This is a genomic window from Streptomyces sp. R-07 (genome assembly GCF_049913175.1).
GTDB lineage: Bacteria > Actinomycetota > Actinomycetes > Streptomycetales > Streptomycetaceae > Streptomyces.
This window is the reverse complement of the sequence record NZ_CP183978.1, coordinates 4,279,997-4,298,241: the sequence shown is the minus strand read 5'-3', so window position 1 is coordinate 4,298,241 and position 18,245 is coordinate 4,279,997. Positions and strand designations below refer to the sequence as shown.

The 18,245-nt window shown below is 70.6% G+C and carries 20 protein-coding genes; 13 read left to right on the top strand and 7 right to left on the bottom strand.

From position 1 onward, the window contains the following. Window positions 1-87: 87 nt before the first annotated feature. The 7 genes from mshD to ACN9M0_RS19565 all read left to right on the top strand — a co-directional run bounded on the left by mshD (window position 88) and on the right by ACN9M0_RS19565 (window position 7,211). Entirely contained in the window at window positions 88-1,014 is a 927-nt protein-coding gene (gene mshD / locus ACN9M0_RS19595; protein WP_366038791.1) for a mycothiol synthase, read from the top strand. A gap of 88 nt (window positions 1,015-1,102) precedes the next feature. Beyond that, the gene (locus tag ACN9M0_RS19590; protein ID WP_426403964.1) at window positions 1,103-1,486 is read left to right on the top strand and encodes a GntR family transcriptional regulator; all 384 of its coding nucleotides are present in this window, start codon (window positions 1,103-1,105) and stop codon (window positions 1,484-1,486) included. Beyond that, window positions 1,483-2,331, top strand: coding sequence for an ABC transporter ATP-binding protein (locus tag ACN9M0_RS19585; protein WP_426403963.1), 849 nt, complete (start codon window positions 1,483-1,485; stop codon window positions 2,329-2,331). The genes ACN9M0_RS19590 and ACN9M0_RS19585 overlap by 4 nt, the downstream gene beginning before the upstream one ends. Next, window positions 2,328-3,296 carry a hypothetical protein gene (locus ACN9M0_RS19580; RefSeq protein ID WP_399700873.1) on the top strand — a complete coding sequence of 323 codons (969 nt, stop codon included), beginning with the start codon at window positions 2,328-2,330 and terminating at the stop codon, window positions 3,294-3,296. The genes ACN9M0_RS19585 and ACN9M0_RS19580 overlap by 4 nt, the downstream gene beginning before the upstream one ends. A gap of 210 nt (window positions 3,297-3,506) precedes the next feature. Beyond that, window positions 3,507-5,798 carry an RNA degradosome polyphosphate kinase gene (locus ACN9M0_RS19575; protein ID WP_366038786.1) on the top strand — a complete coding sequence of 764 codons (2,292 nt, stop codon included), beginning with the start codon at window positions 3,507-3,509 and terminating at the stop codon, window positions 5,796-5,798. Continuing rightward, window positions 5,785-6,771, top strand: coding sequence for a CHAD domain-containing protein (locus ACN9M0_RS19570; RefSeq protein WP_366038785.1), 987 nt, complete (start codon window positions 5,785-5,787; stop codon window positions 6,769-6,771). The genes ACN9M0_RS19575 and ACN9M0_RS19570 overlap by 14 nt, the downstream gene beginning before the upstream one ends. Further along, complete coding sequence (locus tag ACN9M0_RS19565; RefSeq protein ID WP_366038784.1) at window positions 6,768-7,211, top strand: NUDIX hydrolase; 444 nt, start codon at window positions 6,768-6,770, stop codon at window positions 7,209-7,211. Before ACN9M0_RS19570 ends, ACN9M0_RS19565 begins: the two co-directional genes overlap by 4 nt. On the opposite strand, the gene ACN9M0_RS19560 is transcribed toward ACN9M0_RS19565, so the two are convergent. Then, on the bottom strand, window positions 7,162-7,608 hold the full coding sequence (locus ACN9M0_RS19560) for a hypothetical protein (RefSeq protein ID WP_426403962.1): 447 nt from the start codon (window positions 7,606-7,608) through the stop codon (window positions 7,162-7,164). The two genes, ACN9M0_RS19565 and ACN9M0_RS19560, sit on opposite strands and share 50 nt — an antisense overlap. Window positions 7,609-8,229: 621 nt before the next feature. Here ACN9M0_RS19560 and pstS point away from each other — a divergent pair. The 4 genes from pstS (at window position 8,230) to pstB (ending at window position 12,325) form a co-directional block, all read left to right on the top strand. Next, entirely contained in the window at window positions 8,230-9,372 is a 1,143-nt protein-coding gene (pstS, locus tag ACN9M0_RS19555; protein ID WP_366038782.1) for a phosphate ABC transporter substrate-binding protein PstS, read from the top strand. A gap of 108 nt (window positions 9,373-9,480) precedes the next feature. Then, window positions 9,481-10,455 carry a phosphate ABC transporter permease subunit PstC gene (gene pstC / locus ACN9M0_RS19550; protein ID WP_366038780.1) on the top strand — a complete coding sequence of 325 codons (975 nt, stop codon included), beginning with the start codon at window positions 9,481-9,483 and terminating at the stop codon, window positions 10,453-10,455. Continuing rightward, window positions 10,452-11,525: a phosphate ABC transporter permease PstA gene (pstA, locus tag ACN9M0_RS19545; protein WP_366038778.1), complete on the top strand. Its 1,074-nt coding sequence runs from the start codon at window positions 10,452-10,454 to the stop codon at window positions 11,523-11,525. The genes pstC and pstA overlap by 4 nt, the downstream gene beginning before the upstream one ends. A gap of 23 nt (window positions 11,526-11,548) precedes the next feature. Further along, entirely contained in the window at window positions 11,549-12,325 is a 777-nt protein-coding gene (gene pstB, locus ACN9M0_RS19540; RefSeq protein WP_366038777.1) for a phosphate ABC transporter ATP-binding protein PstB, read from the top strand. A gap of 120 nt (window positions 12,326-12,445) precedes the next feature. On the opposite strand, the gene ACN9M0_RS19535 is transcribed toward pstB, so the two are convergent. After that, complete coding sequence (locus tag ACN9M0_RS19535; RefSeq protein ID WP_366038776.1) at window positions 12,446-13,444, bottom strand: inorganic phosphate transporter; 999 nt, start codon at window positions 13,442-13,444, stop codon at window positions 12,446-12,448. 5 nt (window positions 13,445-13,449) lie between these two features. Continuing rightward, window positions 13,450-14,070: a DUF47 domain-containing protein gene (locus ACN9M0_RS19530; RefSeq protein ID WP_015035093.1), complete on the bottom strand. Its 621-nt coding sequence runs from the start codon at window positions 14,068-14,070 to the stop codon at window positions 13,450-13,452. 193 nt (window positions 14,071-14,263) lie between these two features. Here ACN9M0_RS19530 and ACN9M0_RS19525 point away from each other — a divergent pair, with 193 nt between their 5' ends. Further along, window positions 14,264-14,629, top strand: coding sequence for a metal-sensitive transcriptional regulator (locus tag ACN9M0_RS19525; RefSeq protein ID WP_366038775.1), 366 nt, complete (start codon window positions 14,264-14,266; stop codon window positions 14,627-14,629). 29 nt (window positions 14,630-14,658) lie between these two features. Here ACN9M0_RS19525 and ACN9M0_RS19520 read toward each other — a convergent pair whose 3' ends face one another. Together ACN9M0_RS19520 and ACN9M0_RS19515 are read right to left on the bottom strand one after the other, a co-directional pair. Then, window positions 14,659-14,823, bottom strand: a complete 165-nt coding sequence (locus ACN9M0_RS19520) for a hypothetical protein (RefSeq protein WP_366038883.1) — start codon at window positions 14,821-14,823, stop codon at window positions 14,659-14,661. A gap of 136 nt (window positions 14,824-14,959) precedes the next feature. Continuing rightward, entirely contained in the window at window positions 14,960-15,802 is an 843-nt protein-coding gene (locus ACN9M0_RS19515; protein WP_366038774.1) for a hypothetical protein, read from the bottom strand. A gap of 131 nt (window positions 15,803-15,933) precedes the next feature. On the opposite strand from ACN9M0_RS19515, the gene ACN9M0_RS19510 reads away from it, so the two are divergent. After that, window positions 15,934-16,089: a hypothetical protein gene (locus tag ACN9M0_RS19510; protein ID WP_399700860.1), complete on the top strand. Its 156-nt coding sequence runs from the start codon at window positions 15,934-15,936 to the stop codon at window positions 16,087-16,089. 52 nt (window positions 16,090-16,141) lie between these two features. Here ACN9M0_RS19510 and ACN9M0_RS19505 read toward each other — a convergent pair whose 3' ends face one another. Continuing rightward, window positions 16,142-16,864 (bottom strand): phosphatase PAP2 family protein, encoded by a 723-nt coding sequence (locus ACN9M0_RS19505; protein WP_366038773.1) that lies wholly within the window; start codon window positions 16,862-16,864, stop codon window positions 16,142-16,144. Between the two features lie 280 nt (window positions 16,865-17,144). Beyond that, a complete protein-coding gene (locus ACN9M0_RS19500) occupies window positions 17,145-18,170 on the bottom strand; it encodes an NlpC/P60 family protein (protein WP_399700857.1) in 1,026 nt (341 codons plus the stop codon). Window positions 18,171-18,245: the final 75 nt, after the last annotated feature.

Sequence of the window (18,245 nt, the reverse complement as noted above, 5' to 3'; positions counted from 1 at the left end):
AGAGTCAACGCGCGTAGCGCAACAGGGGGTGGCTGGTTACAAGACAGTTGCCTCTGGCTGACGAAGTGTCGCCGTAGGCTCATAGCCATGACTTCCGACACGGCGCCGGCCCTCGATCCGGGACGGCAGATCCACACGTATGACGAGCTCACGCCCGAGCAGATCCAGGACGTACTGGAGCTGCTCGAGGCCGCCGACCACGCCGACGGCCTGCACGCCGTGTCCGAGCAGGGGCGGCTCTACCTGCGGCACGGCAGGCGCGAGGGCGTGCGTCACTTCCTCCTCACCGTCGGCTCCCACCTGTACGGCTACGCCCAGCTGGAGGAGACCGACCCGATCGAGGCCCCGGCCGCCGAGCTGGTCGTCCACCCGTCCCACCGGGGCCGCGGCCACGGCCGGGCGCTCGGCACCGCCCTGCTCGCCGCCTCCGGCAAGCGGCTGCGCGTCTGGGCGCACGGCGGCAAGTCGGCGGCCCGGCACCTCGCCCAGGTCCTCGGCCTGACGCTCTTCCGGGAGCTGCGCCAGCTGCGGCGGCCCCTGGTGCCGCTCGACATCCCGGAGCCGGTACTGCCGGAGGGCGTCACCGTCCGCACCTTCACGCCCGGCCAGGACGACACGGCCTGGCTCGCCGTCAACGCCGCGGCCTTCGCGCACCACCCGGAGCAGGGTTCGCTCACGCAGCGGGACCTGGACGACCGGATGGCCGAGCCGTGGTTCGACCCGAAGGGCTTCTTCCTCGCGGAGAAGGACGGGCGGCTCGTCGGCTTCCACTGGACGAAGACGCACGCCGAGGAGCAGCTCGGCGAGGTGTACGTGGTCGGCATCCTGCCGGAGGCCCAGGGCGGCGGCCTCGGCAAGGCGCTCACCGCGATCGGCCTGCGGCACCTGGCGGCGCAGGGGCTGCCGACGGCGATGCTGTACGTGGACGCGGACAACACGGCGGCGGTGCGGGTCTACGAGGGGATCGGTTTCACCACGCACGAGGTGGACCTGATGTACCGCACGGAGTCGTAAGTCTCTTCGAGAAGGGGGCGGTTGACACCGCCCCCTTCTTTCCACCACCCTTTCACTACTTGATTAGTGAAAGGGTGGTGGAAGGATCGTGGTCGAGTACCGCATCGACCGGCGCAGTGGCGTCGCCACCTACCTCCAGATCGTCCAGCAGACGAAACAGGCCCTCCGGATGGGCCTCCTGGAACCCGGCGACCGACTGCCCACCGCACGCGAGGTCGTCGAAGCGACGGCCATCAACCCCAACACGGTCCTCAAGGCCTACCGCGAGCTCGAACGCGAAGGCCTCGTCGAAGCCCGCCGCGGCCTCGGCACCTTCGTCCGCGCCACCCTCGGCACCGCCCCCGCCGACTCGCCGCTGCGCGGCGAACTCACCGACTGGGCCCGCCGTGCACGCGCCGCAGGACTGGAGCGGGAGGACGTGGCCGCGCTCTTCACATCCGTACTGAAGGAACACTTCGAGGGGGACGAATGACCGACCCGGTCATCAAGGCCGAGGGTCTCGGCCTGCGCTACCGACGGCGCGGCGAGGCCTGGGCACTGAAGGACTGCACGTTCACCCTGCCCGCCGGCCGCGTCGTCGCCGTCGTCGGCCCCAACGGGGCGGGGAAGTCGACCCTCCTCGCCCTGGCCGCAGGCCTGCTGCGGCCCACCGAGGGCCTGATCGAGACACCCGGACGGGAACGCCTCGCGTACGTCGCCCAGGACAAACCCCTGTACGGGCAGCTCACCGTCGCCGAGACGCTGAGAACGGGCCGCGAACTCAACCCGGACCGCTGGGACCGGGCCGTCGCCGAGAGCATCGTCGAGGCCGGCCCCCTGCCCGGGAAGGCCCGGGTCCGCTCCCTCTCCGGCGGGCAGCGCACCCGGCTCGCGCTCGCGCTCGCCCTCGGCAAGCGGCCCGAACTGCTGGTCCTGGACGAGCCGATGGCCGACCTCGACCCGCTCGCCCGGCACGAACTCATGGGCGCCCTCATGGCCGACGCCGCCGAACGCGGCACGACCGTCGTCATGTCCTCGCACATCCTCACCGAGCTGGACAGCGCCTGTGACCACCTGCTTCTCGTGCAGGACGGCCGCATCCGCCTCGACGGCGCGATCGACGACCTGCTCGCCGCGTACACCCTGCTGACCGGCCCGGTCGCCGACCTCGCCCCGCACACGGTCGTCGACGCCCGGACGACGGGCCGCCAGCTCACGGCGCTCGTCCGCCGCGAGGGCCCCGTCGAAGGCCCCTGGGAAGTCACCGAGCCCTCCCTGGAGGAACTCCTCCTCGCCCACCTCCGCGCCGCCCGCACCCCGGAAGGAGCCTCCTCATGACCGCCCTCGCCCTCAAGGGCCCGCAATGGGTGACGTTCCGTCAGCATCGGCGGGCGCTGTGGTGGTCGCTCGCCCTCGCGGCCGCCGCGGTGGCGGTCATGGTCTCCTCACGGATGTGGTCGGACAGCGCGGTGGACGCGCTGCGAGCGGCGGGCTGCACCCCCGACGGCTCGGACAACTCCTGCTTCCAGGCTCAGCGCGACTACTCCGACGACCAGTGGTTCGCCCGGAACCTCGTCAAGTACGCCGCCGTGGGCATGCTCGCCCTGCCCGCCCTGCTCGGGGCGTTCGTCGCGGGCCCCATGCTCGCCCGCGAGCTGGAGTCCGGCACGTACAAGCTGGCGTGGACGCAGTCCGTAAGCCCGGCACGCTGGCTCGCCGCCAAGGTCTCGGTCCCCGCAGCACTCACGCTCACGGTCGTCCCCCTGCTGAGCCTGGTCTTCTACTGGTCGTGGTCGACGGGCCCCACCGACGACTTCCCCACGTACTGGTACGAGCCGACCATGTTCGTCTCGTTCGGCATCGTGCCGGTGGCGCACGCGCTCCTCGGCCTCGCCCTGGGCACGGCCATCGGCGTCCTCGCCCGGCGCACCGTCGTTGCGATGGGAGTCGCCGCTCTCGTCATCGGGGTGGCCCTGGCGGCCCTCTCCCGGCTGCGCGACGACCTCTGGCCGATCCGGACCCTGACCGGTGCCGGACTGTCGGCCGAGAACCGAGCCTGGCCACTGGACCGAGGCATGCTCACGGCATCCGGCGAGCGCATCCTCTGGGAGGACTGCTTCGCCGCCCAGCCGAACACCGTCGAGCGGTGCATGACCGACCGGGGAGGGGTCACCGGGTTCCTCGACGTCCACCCCGCCTCGCACTACTGGCCCCTCCAGCTCGTCGAGACCGGCATCTGTCTCGCCCTCGCCGCCCTCGCGGCCTTCGCCGCCTTCCGCGTCCTGCGCGCCCGGCACCCGTAGGGAACACGCGTAGACATCCCGGGGGCGGGGCCCGCACACGGCCCCGCCCCCGATTCCCGTACGACATGTCGTCGTTACCGGCCATTCAGACGCGCTTGCGACGCTCACGCAATGAAGCGCTCCGTGTCCGCTCTCCCCAAAGGGAGACTTCCCTCCCCCACGGCCCGCTCCGACGCGCCCGACCACCCCTTCGCGCGGAAGAATGGGGCCATGAGCCAGCAGCCCGCCGAGGTCCCGGTCCAGTCCTCCGCCACGCCGTCCGCCCCGTCGTCCGGAACGTCCTCCGGAACGGCGTCCGGAACGTCGTCCGCCGCGCCGTCCCTCGGTTCCATAACCGCCCACCGCGCGCAGGTGGTGCAGGGGACCGTCATGACCGACCTCGACGCCGACCTGGACTCGGATCCCGACACGTACGAGGGCGACGGCGCACTCGGCGACGATCTGCCGCAGGGGCGTTTCCTCGACCGGGAGCGCAGCTGGCTCGCGTTCAACGAGCGGGTCCTCGAACTCGCCGAGGACCCGACGACCCCCCTCCTCGAACGGGCGAACTTCCTCGCGATCTTCGCCTCGAACCTCGACGAGTTCTTCATGGTCCGGGTCGCCGGCCTGAAGCGCCGCATCGCCACCGGCGTCGCCACCCGCTCCGCCTCCGGCCTCCAGCCGCGCGAGGTCCTGGACCTGATCTGGACGCGTTCGCGCGAGCTCATGGCCCGGCACGCCGCCTGCTACCAGCAGGACGTGGCCCCGGCCCTGGCCGACGAGGGCATCCACCTGATCCGCTGGCCCGAGCTCACGGAGAAGGAGCAGGCGCGGCTCTTCACCCTGTTCCGGCAGCAGATCTTCCCGGTGCTCACGCCGCTGGCCGTGGACCCGGCGCACCCCTTCCCGTACATCTCCGGCCTGAGCCTCAACCTCGCCGTGGTCGTACGGAACCCGGTCAGCGGCCACCGCCACTTCGCGCGCGTCAAGGTGCCGCCGCTGCTCTCCCGCTTCCTGGAGGCCTCCCCGCAGCGGTACGTACCCCTCGAGGACGTGATCGCGGCGCACCTGGAGGAGCTGTTCCCCGGCATGGAGGTGCTGGCGCACCACATGTTCCGGGTGACCAGGAACGAGGACCTGGAGGTCGAGGAGGACGACGCCGAGAACCTGCTCCAGGCCCTGGAGAAGGAGCTCATGCGGCGCCGCTTCGGCCCGCCGGTGCGCCTGGAGGTCGAGGAGTCCATCGACCCGTACGTCCTCGACCTGCTGGTGCGCGAGCTGAAGGTCTCCGACGCCGAGGTGTACCCGCTGCCCGGCCCGCTCGACCTCACCGGGCTCTTCGGGATCTCCGGGCAGGACCGGCCCGAGCTGAAGTTCCCGAAGTACGTGGCCGGCACCCACCGGGACCTCGCCGAGGTCGAGTCGGCGTCCGCGCCCGACATCTTCGCGGCGCTGCGCGAGCGGGACGTGCTCCTGCACCACCCGTACGACTCGTTCTCGACGTCCGTGCAGGCCTTCCTGGAGCAGGCGGCGGCCGACCCGGACGTCCTCGCGATCAAGCAGACGCTGTACCGGACGTCCGGCGACTCCCCGATAGTGGACGCCCTCATCGACGCCGCCGAGTCCGGCAAGCAGGTCCTCGTCCTCGTCGAGATCAAGGCCCGCTTCGACGAGCAGGCCAACATCAAGTGGGCACGGAAGCTGGAGGAGGCCGGCTGCCACGTCGTCTACGGCCTCGTCGGCCTCAAGACCCACTGCAAGCTGTCGCTCGTCGTACGGCAGGAGGGCGAGCTGCTCCGCCGGTACTCGCACGTCGGCACCGGCAACTACCACCCGAAGACCGCCCGGCTCTACGAGGACCTGGGCCTGCTCACCGCCGACCCGCAGGTCGGCGCGGACCTCTCCGACCTGTTCAACCGGCTCTCCGGCTACTCCCGCCGCGAGACGTACCGCCGCCTGCTCACCGCCCCCAAGTCGCTCCGCGACGGGCTGGTCTCCCGGATCACCAAGGAGATCGCGCACCACCGTGCCGGGCGGCCCGCGTACGTACGGATCAAGGTCAACTCGATGGTCGACGAGGCCGTCATCGACGCCTGCTACCAGGCCTCGCGGGCCGGCGTCCCCGTCGACATCTGGGTCCGCGGCATCTGTGCCGTACGCCCCGGCGTCACCGGCCTCTCGGAGAACATCCGGGTCCGCTCGATCCTCGGCCGCTTCCTGGAGCACTCCCGGGTCTTCGCCTTCGGCAACGGCGGCGAACCCGAGGTGTGGTTCGGCAGCGCCGACATGATGCACCGCAACCTGGACCGCCGGATCGAGGCCCTCGTACGGGTCTCCGACCCGGCGCACCGGGCCGCACTCACCCGGCTCCTGGAGACCGGGATGTCCGACACCACCTCCTCCTGGCACCTCGGCCCCGACGGGAACTGGACGCGACACGCGACCGACCCCGAGGGCCGGCCCCTGCGGCACGTCCAGGAGATGCTCATCGACGCGCGGAGGCGCCGGCGTGCACAACCCTGACCACTCGCAGGACGTGACGGCGGGCGAGGTCCTGGCCCCCTACCTGCACGCCCGGGCCGCGGACTTCCTCCGCGGCCTGCGCCTGCACACCGAGAGCGGCTCCGACACGGCCGGCGCGGAGGAGGCCGCCCGTACGCTGCGGGGCGCGGCCCGCCGGATCAGCGGCACCCTCCACACCTTCCGGCCGCTGCTCGACACGGCCTGGGCGGACCAGCTGCGGACCGAGCTCGCCTGGCTCTCCGGCACCCTGGCCCTGGAGCAGGCCTGTACGTCCCGGCTCGTCCGCCTGGTGGACGCACTGTCCCGCCTGTCGAACAGCAGCGGGCCCGTGCCGGCCGCCCGGGGCGCGGACGGCGGCGCCGGACTCACCGTGGGCGCCGCCCGGGCCGGCGCGCTCCTCGAACGCCAGCTGACCCTGGCCCGTACGCGCGCCCACTCGGCCTCCCTCCAGGCGCTCGGCTCCGCCCGCTTCCACGCCGTCGCCGACGCCGTCGCCCTCCTGGCCTCCGAGGTGCCGCTCGGCCCGGTCGGCGGGGCCCCGGCCGTCGACGTCCTGGACGCCCCGGCAGAGGTCGCCGAACGGCGCCTCCTCGACGCGGTCGCCGCCCTTCCGCTGACCCGGGCGGCCCACCCGTACAACGCCGACGCCCTCGCCCTGGCCGCCGGCGAGAGCCAGGACGCGCCCTGGCACCAGACGCGGCTCCTGCTGCGCCTGCACCGGTACGCCACCGAGGCCCTGCACACCGGCGGCGAACCGGACTCCGTCCTGTACGAGGCGGCCCGGGCCCTGGACCGGCACCGCGACGCCGCCGAGGCCGCGACGGCGGCGGCCACGGCGGCCCGCACCCCCCGCATCGCCCCGGCCACGGCCTACGCCCTGGGCGTCCTCCACGCCGACCAGCGCCACGAGGTCGAAGCGGCACGCTTCGCCTTCCAGCGCGCCTGGCGCAGAACGACGGCCCCGGTCCCATGACCACCCCCACCCCCATCCTGGCGGCGGGCTGCGTCCTGTGGCGTCCGGCGGTTTCCGGCCACGGCATCGAGATCGCCCTCGTCTTCCGTCCGAAGTGGGCGGACTGGTCCCACCCGAAAGGCAAGCTGAAGCACGGAGAGGAGGCCCGATCAGGGGCGGCGCGGGAGGTCCGAGAGGAGACCGGCATGAGTTGTGTTCTGGGTGTCGAGCTGCCCACCGTGCGGTACCAGGTGCAGGGCCGCCCCAAGGAGGTCCGCTACTGGACAGCCGAGGCCACAGAAGGCTCGTTCGAGCCGAACAGTGAAGTGACGCGGCTGCTGTGGCTCCCCCCGGCAGCCGCGCGGGACCGTCTCACACAGAACAGAGACAAGGACCTGGTCGATGCCCTCCTCAGAGAGCGTGGCCCCTGGAAGGCGTCTCCCAGCGCCACGACGGCCTGAGCAGTTCAGGATCGAGCGGCGCCTTGTCGCTGACGCCTTCCGGAACGGCCAGGACGAGGACCGACGCAAGTACTCGCGCGATCACCTCGCGCTTCTCGCGCACCGCCATGCGTCCCCATCTCTCACGGCTCCAGCCGCGCAGTCCCGTCGCCTGCTGCTCCGCGTGCTCTCGCCGCTCCGACTCCAGACCCTCGACACTCCGGCCCAGTCGCAGGAGCAGACCCCGGACTTCTCCCCAGGGCACCTCCCCTGCCGCAATCGACGCCTCGATCTCCTGCCGCGTCCGGCGGAGCTCGGCCGGCTTCTTCTCACCACGCCATGCGACCGGTCCGTCCGTGCCGCCCGCGAAGTGTTCACCGAGATGGCCGAGGACGAGCCCCTCCAGGAACTCGTCCACGGCTGCCACTCGACGGCCGACGCCCTTGCAGTTGGGATCTCCGCATCGGTAGTAGTCGCCGTACTTTGCGTTCCTGCCGGTAGCCCTGTTCCCGCGGAGCTTGGAACGGCAGATCTCTCCGAGATCGTTGAGCCGTCCGCATCGGAGGACGTCGGAGAACACGTCCCCGGTTCACCGGTCTCCGGATCATGGCCAGCAGATGCGGCCACTCCTCGTCGTCCCCGTACTTGTCGGCGGGCCGGTAAGGATCCGTGGAGCCCCCAAGCCAGCCGAACCGGCGCGGCCCCGCATAGAGCCGACCTTCCTCCGCCCGGTACTCCGCCGTACCGCCCCCGTCCAGCCACGTCTGAAGGTCCGGGGCGATATGGCAGCGACGACCCGGGCCCCCGCGCCGCGTCCGCCTACCAAGGGCCAGGCCCCTCAGGGGGCACACCCGGGCTTCCGGCACGGTTCACTTCCCGTTCACCCTCCCCCGTCGACCGCTTCACCTGTTCTGCCTAATTTCGGCCTTACACGGTGCACGGAGCACAGCGATGCACCCACCAACCGACACACGCCGCCGTAGAACGGTCAGGACATCACGGTCCGCGACAAGGCGGCTTCTGGAAGGAACACCCGAAAGTGAAGCTTTCGCGCAACAACGGGCTTCGCGCCTCCGCGATCGGTGCCCTCGTCGTCTCCGGCGCGCTCGTCCTCTCGGCGTGTGGCTCGGACAACAACACGGAGACCCCGACCAAGGACGGCGGCACCAAGACCTCCGCCGCCGCGTCGAACATCGCGTGTGACGGTGCCAAGGGCCAGCTCCTCGCCGCGGGCTCCAGCGCGCAGAAGAACGCGATGGACCTGTGGGTCAAGAACTTCCAGGCCGCGTGCTCCGGCGTCGAGGTCAACTACCAGGCCATCGGCTCCGGCGGCGGCATCACCAAGTTCAACCAGGGCCAGGTCACCTTCGCCGGCTCCGACTCCGCCCTCAAGGACGAAGAGGTCACCGAGTCGCAGAAGATCTGCAAGGGCGGCAAGGGCGTCAACCTGCCCATGGTCGGCGGACCCATCGCCATCGGCTATAAGCTGGACGGCGTGGACAATCTCGTCCTGGATGCCCCCACTCTGGCCAAGATCTTCGACACGAAGATCACCAAGTGGAACGACCCGGCGATCGCCAAGCTGAACCCGGGCGCGAAGCTCCCCGACACCACCATCCAGGCCTTCCACCGCTCGGACGAGTCGGGCACCACCCAGAACCTGGGCAAGTACCTCTCGGCCACCGCTAAGGCCGACTGGAAGTACGACCCGAAGACGAAGTCGTGGCCCGCCCCGGGTGGCCAGGCCGCCAACGGCTCCTCCGGTGTCGCCACCGCGGTCAAGGACGCCGAGGGCTCCATCGGCTACTTCGAGCTGTCCTACGCGACGGCCAACAAGATCTCCACGGTCAGCATCAACACGGGTGCCGCCGCCCCGGTCGCCGCCAGCACGGAGAACGCCTCCAAGGCCATCGCCGCCGCCAAGGTCAAGGGCACCGGCAGCGACCTGGCCCTGTCCCTCGACTACACCACCAAGGCCGAGGGCGCCTACCCGATCACCCTGGTCACGTACGAGATCGCCTGCGACAAGGGCAACAAGGCGGAGACCCTGCCGACCCTGAAGGCGTTCCTCACCTACACCGCCAGCGAGGAGGGCCAGAAGGTCCTCTCCGACGCCGGCTACGCCCCGCTCCCGGCCGAGATCGCGGCCAAGGTCCGCGCGATCGTCCCCACCCTGTCCTGACCCCCGGCCGGGTCCGGCCCCTCCCTGACAGGGGGGCCGGCCCCGGCATCCGGTGCACCGCCGCCAGGGCCCCGTACCCGTACGGGACCCGCAGACCGGAGAAAACCGATGGCTTCCACCTCACCTGACATACAGAGGAGCCGGCGCGCCAAGAGCGCGTCCCGCCCCGGGGACCGCATCTTCAGCGGTCTGTCCCGAGGCTCCGGCATCACCCTCCTCGTGATCATGGCCGCGATCGCGGTCTTCCTGACCTACCGCGCTGTCAACGCGATCTCGAACGACAGCACGAACTTCTTCACCACCTTCGAGTGGACGCCGGCGAACAACCCGCCGGTCTTCGGCATCGCCGTCCTCGCCTTCGGCACCGCCGTCTCCTCGGTCATCGCGATGCTCATCGCCGTGCCCGTCGCGATCGGGATCGCCCTCTTCATCTCGCACTACGCCCCGCGCAAGCTGGCCAAGCCGCTCGCGTACGTCGTCGACCTGCTCGCCGCCGTGCCCAGCATCATCTACGGCCTCTGGGGCGCGATCTTCCTCGTCCCGTACCTGGACGGCCTGAACCAGTGGCTCGACCAGTACATGGGCTGGACGTACATCTTCGACAAGTCCAGCGACGGCGTCGCCCGCAACCTCTTCACCGTGGGCATCCTGCTGGCGATCATGATCCTTCCGATCATCACCAACGTGACCCGTGAGGTCTTCCTCCAGGTCCCGAAGATGCACGAGGAAGCCGCCCTCGCCCTCGGCGCCACGCGCTGGGAGGTCATCCGCATGTCGGTGCTGCCCTTCGGCCGCTCCGGCATCATCTCCGCCTCCATGCTGGGCCTCGGCCGCGCACTCGGCGAGACCATGGCCGTCGCCGTGGTCCTCTCCCCCAGCTTCCTCATCTCGGGCCACCTGCTCGACCCGGGCGGCGGCACCTTCGCGCAGAACATCGCCGCCAAGTTCAACGAGGCCAACGAGTTCGGCCGCGACGCGCTGATCGCCTCCGGTCTCGTCCTCTTCGCCATCACCCTGCTGGTCAACGGCGCCGCCCGCTGGATCATCGGCCGCCGCAAGGAGTACTCGGGGGCCGCGGCATGAGCCACGCCATACAGGAACGTCCGGTCTCGGCCGCCCCGCGCCGCGGGCCCCTCTCGCACGCCCGGCTCCCCCGCTGGACCCCGGCCGCCATCGCCGCCGGCTCGATCGCCGGAGGCATCGGCATCGGCCTCGGCGCCGGCTGGCACAGCAAGGTCCAGTGGGGCCTGATCGCCGCGCTGCTCTTCGTCCTCGTCACCTTCGCCGTGACCACCAGGGTCGAGGGCCGCCGCCAGGCCAAGGACCGCGTCGCCACCAGCCTGATCTGGGTCTCCTTCGTCCTCGCCGTCATCCCGCTGCTCTCCCTGGCGTGGGTCACGATCAGCAAGGGCATGGACGTCCTCGACGTCTACTTCCTGAGCCACTCGATGAACGGCGTCCTCGACGCCGAGGCGGGCGGCGGCGTCTACCACGCGCTGCTCGGCACCATCGAGCAGGTCGGCATCGCGACCCTGATCGCCGCGCCGATCGGCCTCCTGACCGCCGTCTACCTCGTCGAGTACGGCGGCGGCAGGCTCGCCCAGGCCGTCACCTTCTTCGTCGACGTCATGACGGGCATCCCGTCGATCGTCGCCGGCCTCTTCGTCCTCGCCACCTGGAACCTGATGCTGGGCTTCGGCCCCTCCGGTTTCGCCGGCGCGATGGCCCTCGCCATCCTGATGATGCCGGTCGTGGTCCGCTCCACGGAGGAGATGCTCAAGCTCGTCCCGAACGAGCTCCGCGAGGCCTCCCTCGCCCTCGGCATCCCCAAGTGGCGCACCATCCTGAAGGTGGTCCTGCCCACCGCGATCGGCGGCATCACCACGGGCGTCATGCTCGCGGTCGCCCGCATCACCGGTGAGACGGCCCCGGTCCTGCTCCTCGTGTTCGGTACGAAGCTCATCAACCCGAACCCCTTCGAAGGCGCCCAGTCCTCCCTGCCGCTCTACGTGTACGAGCAGTACGCGGTCGGCACCGACGCCGCCGTGGCCCGCGCCTGGGCCGCCGCGCTCGTCCTGATCGCCTTCGTCATGATCCTCAATCTGGTGGCCCGCGGCATCGCCCGCTGGAAGGCCCCGAAGACCGGCCGCTGACGCGGCAATAGGAAGTGATTCACATGGCCAAGCGCATCGACGTCAGCGGCCTCTCCGCCTACTACGGCGCCCACAAGGCGATCGACGACATCTCGATGACCGTCGAGCCCCGCTCCGTGACGGCCTTCATCGGCCCCTCCGGCTGCGGCAAGTCCACCTTCCTGCGCACCCTGAACCGCATGCACGAGGTCACCCCCGGTGGCCGCGTCGAGGGCAAGGTGATGCTGGACGACGAGAACCTGTACGGCGCGAACGTCGACCCGGTCGCCGTGCGCCGCACGGTCGGCATGGTCTTCCAGCGCCCGAACCCCTTCCCCACCATGTCGATCTTCGACAACGTGGCGGCGGGCCTGCGCCTCAACGGCAGCTACAAGAAGTCCCAGCTGAGCGACATCGTCGAGCGGTCCCTCAAGGGCGCCAATCTCTGGAACGAGGTCAAGGACCGCCTCAACAAGCCGGGCTCCGGCCTCTCCGGCGGTCAGCAGCAGCGCCTGTGCATCGCCCGCGCCATCGCCGTCGAGCCGGACGTCCTGCTCATGGACGAGCCCTGCTCGGCCCTCGACCCGATCTCGACCCTGGCGATCGAGGACCTCATCGGCGAGCTGAAGGAGCGCTTCACGATCGTCATCGTGACGCACAACATGCAGCAGGCCGCCCGCGTCTCGGACCGTACGGCCTTCTTCAACCTGGCGGCCGTCGGCCAGCCCGGCAAGCTGATCGAGCTGGACGACACCGAGCGCATCTTCTCCAACCCGAGCGTCCAGGCGACCGAGGACTACATCTCCGGCCGCTTCGGATAAAGACCCCATGCGGCTCCGCCGCATGGCCGTCTTACGGTGCTGCATGGCGGTGCCACCGTAACGACGAAGGGCCCGGCTCCCCCACAAGGGGAGCCGGGCCCACATGCGTACCGCCGACCGCTACCCGAAGATCAGCTGCACGACGTAGTAGCTCGCGGCGGCGACCAGCGCCGCCGCCGGCATGGTGATGAACCAGCCCATGACGATGTTCTTGGCGACGCCCCAGCGGACCGCGTTGACGCGCTTGGTGGCGCCCACGCCCATGATCGCCGAGGTGATGACGTGGGTCGTGGAGATCGGCGCCTTGAAGACGTACGCCGTGGTGAACATGATCGCCGCGCCGGTGGTCTCGGCCGCGAAGCCCTGCGGCGGGTCAAGCTCGATGATCTTGCGGCCGAGGGTCCGCATGATCCGCCAGCCGCCCGCGTACGTACCGAGCGAGAGCATCACGGCACAGGAGATCTTCACCCACACCGGGATCGGGGCGTCGGCGCTCTGCACGTCGCCGATGACCAGGGCCATCACCACGATGCCCATCGTCTTCTGGGCGTCCTGGAGGCCGTGGCCGAGCGCCATGCCGGCCGCCGAGACGGTCTGCGCGATACGGAAGCCGCGCTTGGCCTTGTGCGGGTTGGCCTTGCGGAACATCCACATGATCGCGGTCATCACCAGGTAACCGGCGATGAGGCCGACCACCGGGGAGAGGAACATCGGGATGACGACCTTGTCGATGACGCCCGACCAGATGACCCCCGTGCCACCCGCGAGCGCCGCGCCGACCATGCCGCCGAAGAGGGCGTGCGAGGAGGACGAGGGAAGACCGAAGTACCAGGTGACGAGGTTCCAGACGATCGCTCCGAGCAGGGCGGCGAAGAGGATCCCCATGCCCTTGTCGCCCGTCGGCGTCTCGATCAGGCCCTTGCTGACGGTGTGCGCGACACCGCTGCCGAAGAAGGCGCCCGCCAGGTTCATGACCGCCGCCATCGCGAGCGCCGCCCGGGGGGTCAGCGCCCGGGTCGACACCGAGGTGGCGATGGCGTTGGCGGAGTCGTGGAAGCCGTTCGTATACGTGAAGCCGAGCGCGACACCGATGGTCACGATCAGGGCGAAGGTGTCCACGAAGCTCAGGACTCCTTGACCGCGATGGTCTCCACCGTGTTGGCAACGTGCTCGAACGCGTCGGCCGCCTCTTCCAGCACGTCGACGATCTGCTTGAGCTTCAGCACCTCGATGGCGTCGTACTTGCCGTTGAAGAGCGTCGCGAGCAGCTTGCGGTGGATCTGGTCCGCCTGGTTCTCGAGGCGGTTGACCTCGATCCAGTACTCGGTGAGGTTGGCCATCGTCCGCAGGTTCGGCATGGCCTCGGCGGTCAGCTCGGCAGCCCGCGCGAGGACCTCGATCTGCTGCTCGACACCCTTGGGGAGTTCCTCGACGTTGTAGAGGACGACCAGGTCGACGGCCTCCTCCATGAAGTCCATGATGTCGTCGAGGGACGACGCGAGGTTGTAGATGTCCTCGCGGTCGAACGGCGTGATGAAGGAGGAGTTCAGCTGGTGGAAGATCGCGTGGGTGGCGTCGTCACCGGCGTGCTCCGCTGCCCGCATCCGCTCCGCGATCTCGGCCCGGGCGGAAGGCTCCGCTCCGAGCAGTTCCATCAGGAGCTTGGAGCCCGTGACGATGTTGTCCGCGGACGCGGCGAACATGTCGTAGAAGCTCGTCTCCCTGGGGGTCAGACGAAATCGCACGTGAGGTCCTCGGGGTGCTGGGTTTCGGTCAGGCTGATGCTAGGCGCATCATCCGGCCACGGCTAACCGGCGTATCTCAGTGTCGCCCATCAGGCACAGTGAACTGCACGGGCCCCCGCCCGGACCGGCGGGGATCGGTACCATATACCCACGAGGGGTATACACCCCCTTTTCTGGACAACGGGAGGACGCGATGACGACCACCGAGACGGACCAGGTCACCCCCGAGGCCGTCGAGGCCGTCGAGCCGGCCGACCAGGCACACGGACACGATCACGGCGTGCACGGCTACCACAAGCAGAAGGACGAGCACCTCAAGCGGCTCCGCCGGATCGAGGGCCAGATCCGCGGCCTCCAGCGGATGGTCGACGAGGACGTCTACTGCATCGACATACTCACGCAGGTCTCCGCCTCGACGAAGGCGCTCCAGTCCTTCGCCCTCCAGCTCCTGGAGGAGCACCTGCGGCACTGCGTCGCGGACGCGGCGGCCACCGGTGCGGGCATCGACGAGAAGGTCGAGGAGGCCACGAAGGCCATCGCCCGCATGATGCGCACCTGAGCCGGCACGGGGTGGGCGGGGCCTCGCCCTCAGAGGTCCGCCGCCACCCGCAGCACCTCGTCGATCCGGTCGGCGCTGAGCCGCTCCCCGTCCGTGGCCGACGCGGCGATGATCAGCTCGCCGCAGAGCTCGATCTCGGCGAGGGCGACGCAGTCCGGGTCTCCGGGCACGGTCGCGGTACCGGGCGGAGCCACTCGCATTCACCTCTTCCTGCCGGAGTCGGTATCCCAGCGTAGGGAGCTCGCCACGGATCGCGCATGACACGGACGGACCATTTGGCGATGGTCCGAACCAGCGGCCTTTCGGCCGACCGCCGACGCGAAGCTCCGCTCAGGCCTTGATCTTCCCGGCGTAGATGTCCCGGCGGTCCGGCAGCGTCACCTCGACGGGGACCCCGAAGCCGTACAGCAGGGTCGTCGAGGCGACCGCGACCGTCCGGCCCTGGTTGCTGAAGCTGAACTGGTGGCGCACCTTCCGCAGCCGCCCCTCCCCGTCGAGGTACGCGTCGAAGGGCACCGTGTCCTTGGCGAACCCTTTCGCCGCCGCGGCGAGCGCCCCGCGCAGCTGCGGCGAGGCGTCCCGGGCGGCGTGCGCGATGTCGGCGACGCCCCGGTAGTGGCTGACTTTCACCCCTGCCAGCTCGACCTCGCCGAGGTACGTGACCTCGCGGGCGCCCCGCAGCAGCTCCGCCGCGGCGGCCGGGTCGGTGGCCCCGCCCGTGACGAGGTTGCCGTCGTCGAGGGTGGTGGTGTCGACGCGGACCCACTTGTCGGCGGGCACCCCGGCGCCCCGGTTCTTCATGTAGAGCGCGCCGGGGGTGAGGAGCTCGGTGATCGGCCGGTGTTCGCTCGCCCCGGCCGGGTCCTTCGGCAGCAGCACCTGGAGCCGTCCGGTGCGGCGCCGGAAGTCGTAGCCGCCCTCGCCGCGGATGGTGACCCGGGTCCCTCCGGCGGCCATCTCCATGGAGGTGCTCGCCTTGGAGGTGCCGGTCCTCGCCAGCACGTCGGCGGCGTTCCGCACCGCGAGGGCGGGGTCGGCCGCGGGCTTCGGGTCCCCGGGGGCGGCGCAGCCCGTGATCGCCGCGGTCCCGACGAGGGAGCCGACCAGGACGGCGGTGACGGCGAACGCCCCGCTCCCGAGAACGTGCGGACGCCCGTACCGCTGCACCACCATCGCCTGCCAACCCCCAACGCCTCACCGCTGTTTGCCCGGGACCCGCCCTGCCCCGGGGCCCTCGGGCCGGGGGACGCCCGATCCGCATAACGACGGTCGAGGCGTGCCGTCACGCGCAGTACGGTGGTGGGGTGCACGCGCAGGCTTCCCCTCACACCACGACGACGACGGAGCGCGGCTCGTTCGCGCTGGCACGGTGCAGCTGCGGCTGGAGCGGCCCGGCCCGCAGATCCCGCGACAAGGCCCGCACGGACGCGGCGGAACACCTCAGGACGAGCGGCTCCTAGGCGGCGAGGACGTTCGCCCGGCTTCTCTGCGGCACGGGCGTACGAGCGGCTCCTAGGCGGCGAGGTCGTTCTGGCCGGTGCTCGGGGCGGGGCCGCCGAGCCGGGGCTCGGGAATGCCGACGGCCTCGGGCCGCCGTGCCGCGTCGGCCCGGCGGGAGCGGACGAGCCGGGCGCCGCGGCCGGAGCGGGCGACGGCGGAGACGACGGGCGTCAGCAGGGCGAGCGCGACCGGGGCGAGGAGCAGCGCGACGGCCGTACCGAGGGCGAAGCCGCCGATCACGTCGGTCGGGTAGTGCACGCCCATGTAGACCCGGGCGAAGCCCTCGGCGAGGGCGAGGGCGATCGCGGCGAGGCCGAACCTGCGGTGGGCGACGAAGACGCCGACGCCGAGCGCCATCGCCAGGGTGGCGTGGTCGCTGACGAAGGAGAAGTCGGTCTTGCCGTCGACGAGGACCTCCAGACCCTGGTGGTCCCTGAAGGGTCTGGGGCGCTCGACGAAGCCGCGGATGGGGATGTTGACCAGGAGGGCGATGCCGGCGGCCAGCGGGGCCCAGACGAGCCCGGCGACGGCCGAGACGGAGTCGGTGAGGGCGCCGCGCCGGCGGACGCTCCACCAGCACCAGAGCACGACGAGGACCATCGCGAGCACGATCCCGTACTCGCCGACGAACTCCATGACGCGGTCGAACCACGGCGGAGCGGCCTTGGCCAGTCCGTTGATGTCGTAGAGCAGGCCGACATCGGGGTTCGAGCCGTCCGATGCGAGTCCAGCCATCTGCTGCGGCCCCTTGCTCTCGTGTCTGGTTTCCAACCCCCGTGGTCAGAGCGGTCGGATCAGGGAACGAACCGCCTGAGGCGCACGTTCCGCTCTCTCCGGTGGATCATGACGACGTTATACAAGAGTGACGGTTCACCGCAGCTCAGGGCCTGTGCATGACGGAGAGTTCCAGCCATGCCCGATAAGCCCCGAAGACGACCCGAAGACGACCGGAAGACGACCGGAAGACGACCGGAGGTGACGACCCGGCGACGACCCGACGTCCCGTCTGCCTCCCTCACGCCTGCGGGAGATGGGTGGGCAGCGCCGCCGCACCCTCCTTGGTGACGCGGGTGGCGCCGAAGTAGTCCGGGGTGTCGATCCGGTCGAAGCGGATCACCGCGCCCGTGCGCGGGGCGTCGATCATGTAGCCGCCGCCGACGTAGATCCCGACGTGCCGGATGGCCCGCGAGTTGGTCAGGTCGTCCGAGAAGAAGACGAGGTCGCCCGGGAGCAGCTCGGCCCTGCTCGGGTGCGGACCGGCGTTGTACTGGTCGTTGGCGACGCGCGGCAGCTGCACGCCGACGCTGTCGTACGCGGCCTGGGTGAGCCCGGAGCAGTCGAACCGCCCGTTCTGCGCGGCCGTGCCCGTACCGCCCCAGAGGTACGGGGTGCCCAGCTTCTCCTGCGCGTACGTGATGGCGGCCGCGGCCTGCTGGGAGGGCGCGACACGGCCCACCGGGCGGGCGAAGCTCTTCTCCAGGGCCCGGATGATGCGGACGTAGTTCTGCGTCTCGCTGATGGGCGGCACCCCGCCGTACTTGATCACCCGGTACGCGCCCGCGTTGTACGCGGCCAGCATGTTGTTCGCCGGGTCGCCGGGCACGTCCTTCACGTATCCGGCCAATTCGCAGTCGTACGAGGCGGCCGAGGGGATCGCGTCCTGCGGGTCCCAGATGTCCCGGTCGCCGTCCCCGTCGCCGTCGACGCCGTGCCCGGCCCAGGTGCCCGGGATGAACTGCGCGATGCCCCGGGCATCGGCCGGGGAGACGGCCCGCGGGTTCCAGCCGCTCTCCTGGTAGAGCTGAGCGGCGAGCAGAGCCGGGTTGATGGCGGGGCACAGGTTCCCCCACCGCTGCACGAGCCCCTGGTAGAGGGCGGGGACGGACCCCTTGGCGAGGGCCACGGTGCCGCCCTTGCCGCTCGCGCCGCCGGCGATGCCGGCGGCCGCGGAGTACGTGCCGATGACGAGCAGTGCGACGAAGCCGAGACAGACCCCGAGGGCCCCGCCGGCCACCAGCCACGCCTTGCCAGCCCTACGCACCGTCAACCACCCCTCGGCTCATGGCAGTACGCCCGGGGAGCCAGTCTAGGCGGCGAGGTGCTCCGAGGGGATGCC